Annotated in this window: 2 protein-coding genes and 1 pseudogene; 1 reads left to right on the top strand and 2 read right to left on the bottom strand. The window is 70.9% G+C overall.

The genetic code is table 11. The features are described from left to right. Positions 1-365 (bottom strand): annotated as a pseudogene (locus tag AOK23_RS36700) (NAD(+)/NADH kinase); the annotation flags it as partial. Next, entirely contained in the window at positions 362-1477 is a 1116-nt protein-coding gene (locus tag AOK23_RS36695) for an SPFH domain-containing protein (RefSeq protein ID WP_055716830.1), read from the bottom strand. The pseudogene AOK23_RS36700 and the gene AOK23_RS36695, both read right to left, overlap by 4 nt. Positions 1478-1624: 147 nt before the next feature. Between AOK23_RS36695 and AOK23_RS36690 the strand changes: the two genes are divergently transcribed. Continuing rightward, a complete protein-coding gene (locus AOK23_RS36690; protein WP_055716829.1) occupies positions 1625-2848 on the top strand; it encodes an arginine deiminase in 1224 nt (407 codons plus the stop codon). The last annotated feature ends 100 nt before the right edge of the window (positions 2849-2948 follow it).

Genomic DNA, 2948 nt, shown 5'->3' with positions numbered 1-2948 from the left:
ACCAGTACCCCCGGGTTCCGCCGGGGATCGGCGTTGACCCCGAGCACCGGCTGCCCCGCGAGGTACTTCGCCACGTTGGCCACCAGCCCGTCCTGCCCGACGACGACCACGACGTCCTCGGGGGCGAACAGGAACCGGTCCAGGTCGGCCCGCTCCACGCGGGCCTGACGCCAGGTCAGCGGTACCGAGGACGTGACCTCGGCCAGCGCCCGCCGCTCCCGGCGGTGCCGCTCGGCCACGTCCTCGATGTCCCGCCCGCGTGACTTCAGGAAGAAGGCGGCCTGGCCGTGCGTGCCGTGCCGGGCCACCAACTCCTCGTACTCGGTGGTGCGGTGGACCAGCACCACCCGTGGCGCGAGACTCACGCGCTCTCCCCGGAACCGCCCGCCCCGCCCAGCTTCGCCAGCAGCCCGGTCAGCACGTCCGGCGAGACGGTCACGCTCTCGATGCGCGGCAGGTTCTCCGCGAGCCGCGTCCCGGTCAGTGCGTGCAGCGTCGCCGCGTCCACCTCGCCGTGCACCCGCAGCCACGCCGACTGCGCCTCGGCCCGCGCCGCGCCGACGGCCCGCGCGGCGGCCGCCTCCGCCTCCGCGAGCTTGACCTGCCGTTCCGCCTCCGCCTCGGCGAGCCGGACGTTCCGCGTGGCCTCCGCCTCGGCGAGCTGCACGGTGCGCGCGGCCTCCGCCTCGGTGAGCCGCAGCGTCCGGGCCGCCTCCGCGCCCGCCTTCACGGCGTCCGCGGCGGCCTTCTCCTCGGCCTCGCGGCGCGCGTTCGTCCCCCGCTGCTCGACCAACTGCTCCTCGCGGCGGGCGAGTTCGATCTGGCTGGCCAGTTCGTTCTCCGCGATGGCCCGTTCCCGTTCGACGGCCACGGCCCGGCGTTCGTAGGTCGCCCGGTCCGCCTCCTGCTGGATCTGCTCCCGCGCGGGCGTCCGCAGGGCCCGCTCGACCTCCGGCTCGGGCCGTAGCGCCACCACGCGTACGGCCACGATCTCGATGCCGGTGGCCGGCAGCCGGGGCTCGGCCGCGAGGCCGCTCGCCACCCGCTCCCGTACGGCCGCGACCCCGTCGACCAGCGCGGACGACAGCGACGTACGGGCCAGGACGTCCAGGGCGTGCTGCTGGGCCGTCTCCGTCAGCAGGGTCGACAGCTGTTCCAGGGGAGCGCCCCGCCAGACACCCGTGTCGGGGTCGATGGAGAAGTCGAGCCGTGCGGCGGCGATCGCCGGGTCGCTGACCCGGTAGGTCACCGTCGCCTGCACCGCCACGTCCTGGAAGTCGGACGTACGGGCGTGGAAGGTCATCGCCAGCTCGCGGTCGTCGACCGGGACCTCGGACAGCGCGGCGGTCAGCGACCGGTACCAGAAGCTCAGCCCCGGGCCGTCGTGCACGAGTCGTCCGGAGCGGTGGTGACGGATGTGCGCGGTGGGCGCTCCGCGCAGATGCCGCCAGCCGAACCGTCTGGTGATGTCGGCCATGAATGATCCCCCTCGTCTTCCCCACACACTCGTTCGCGTCAGGTAGACGATAATAGCCCGGACCGCTTATCGTCAAGGAGACGAGATCGGGGAATCGTTTCGGCCGACCTGTGGGTGAACGCACGCCCGAATGGTCAGGATGGAGGCATGGGATTCCATGTCGACTCCGAGGCCGGGCGGCTGCGCCGCGTCATCCTGCACCGGCCCGATCTAGAGCTCAAAAGGCTCACCCCCAGCAACAAGGACCTGCTCCTCTTCGACGACGTGCTGTGGGTGCGCCGGGCGCGCGCGGAGCACGACGGCTTCGCGGACGTGCTGCGCGATCGGGGAGTCGCCGTCCACCTCTTCGGCGATCTGCTGACGGACGTCATGCGAGTCCCCGAGGCTCGTGAGCTCGTCCTCGACCAGGTCTTCGACGAGAAGGAGTACGGCCCGCTCGCCACCGATCACCTCCGGGCCGCCTTCGAGTCCCTGCCCCTCGGTGAGCTGGTCGAGGCGCTGATCGGCGGGATGACCAAGCGGGAGTTCCTCGACGCGCACATGGAACCGACGAGCGTCCGCTTCCATGTCATGGAGCTGGACGACTTCCTCATCGACCCGCTCCCCAACCACCTCTTCACCCGCGACACCTCCGCCTGGATCTACGACGGGGTCTCCATCAACGCCATGCGCTGGCCGGCCCGTCAGCGCGAGACCGTCCACTTCGAGGCGATCTACCGGCACCACCCCCTCTTCCGCGGCGAGGAGTTCCATGTCTGGTCCGAGGGTCAGGCCGACTACCCCTCCACCATCGAGGGCGGCGACGTCCTCGTCATCGGCAACGGCGCCGTCCTCATCGGCATGAGCGAGCGGACCACGCCGCAGGCCGTCGAGATGCTCGCCCACAAGCTGTTCGCCGCCGGTTCCGCGAGGACCATCGTCGCGCTGGACATGCCGAAGCGCCGGGCCTTCATGCACCTCGACACGGTCATGACCATGGTCGACGGCGACACCTTCACCCAGTACGCCGGACTCGGCATGCTCCGCTCGTACACCATCGAGCCCGGCGTCGGCGAGAAGGAGCTGAAGGTCACCGACCACCCGCCGGAGCACATGCACCGCGCGATCGCCGCCGCCCTCGGGCTGAACGAGATCCGGGTGCTCACCGCCACCCAGGACGTCCACGCCGCCGAGCGCGAGCAGTGGGACGACGGGTGCAACGTACTGGCCGTGGAGCCGGGGGTCGTGGTGGCCTACGAGCGGAACGTGACGACCAACACGCATCTGCGCAAGCGGGGCATCGAGGTGATCGAGATCCCCGGGAGCGAGCTGGGGCGGGGGAGGGGTGGTCCGCGCTGCATGAGCTGCCCGGTGGAGAGGGCGCCCGTGTGAGCGGCCCATGTGGAGGTCGACAGGCCTGTATAGAAATGTGGAACGTCGTATAGACTTCCATCCGTCCCGCAGCCCGCCCGCTGTTCTCTTATACACATCT

Source organism: Streptomyces torulosus (genome assembly GCF_001419765.1).
Classification (GTDB): domain Bacteria; phylum Actinomycetota; class Actinomycetes; order Streptomycetales; family Streptomycetaceae; genus Streptomyces; species Streptomyces torulosus.
The sequence above is the reverse complement of the archived record's forward strand: the minus strand, read 5'-3'. Positions and strand labels throughout refer to the sequence as shown.

Excerpts from the sequence above, each read along its gene's own strand:
- AOK23_RS36695 (WP_055716830.1), bottom strand. The coding sequence starts at position 1,477 with ATGGCCGACATCACCAGACGGTTCGGCTGGCGGCATCTGCGCGGAGCG.
- AOK23_RS36690 (WP_055716829.1), top strand. The coding sequence starts at position 1,625 with ATGGGATTCCATGTCGACTCCGAGGCCGGGCGGCTGCGCCGCGTCATC.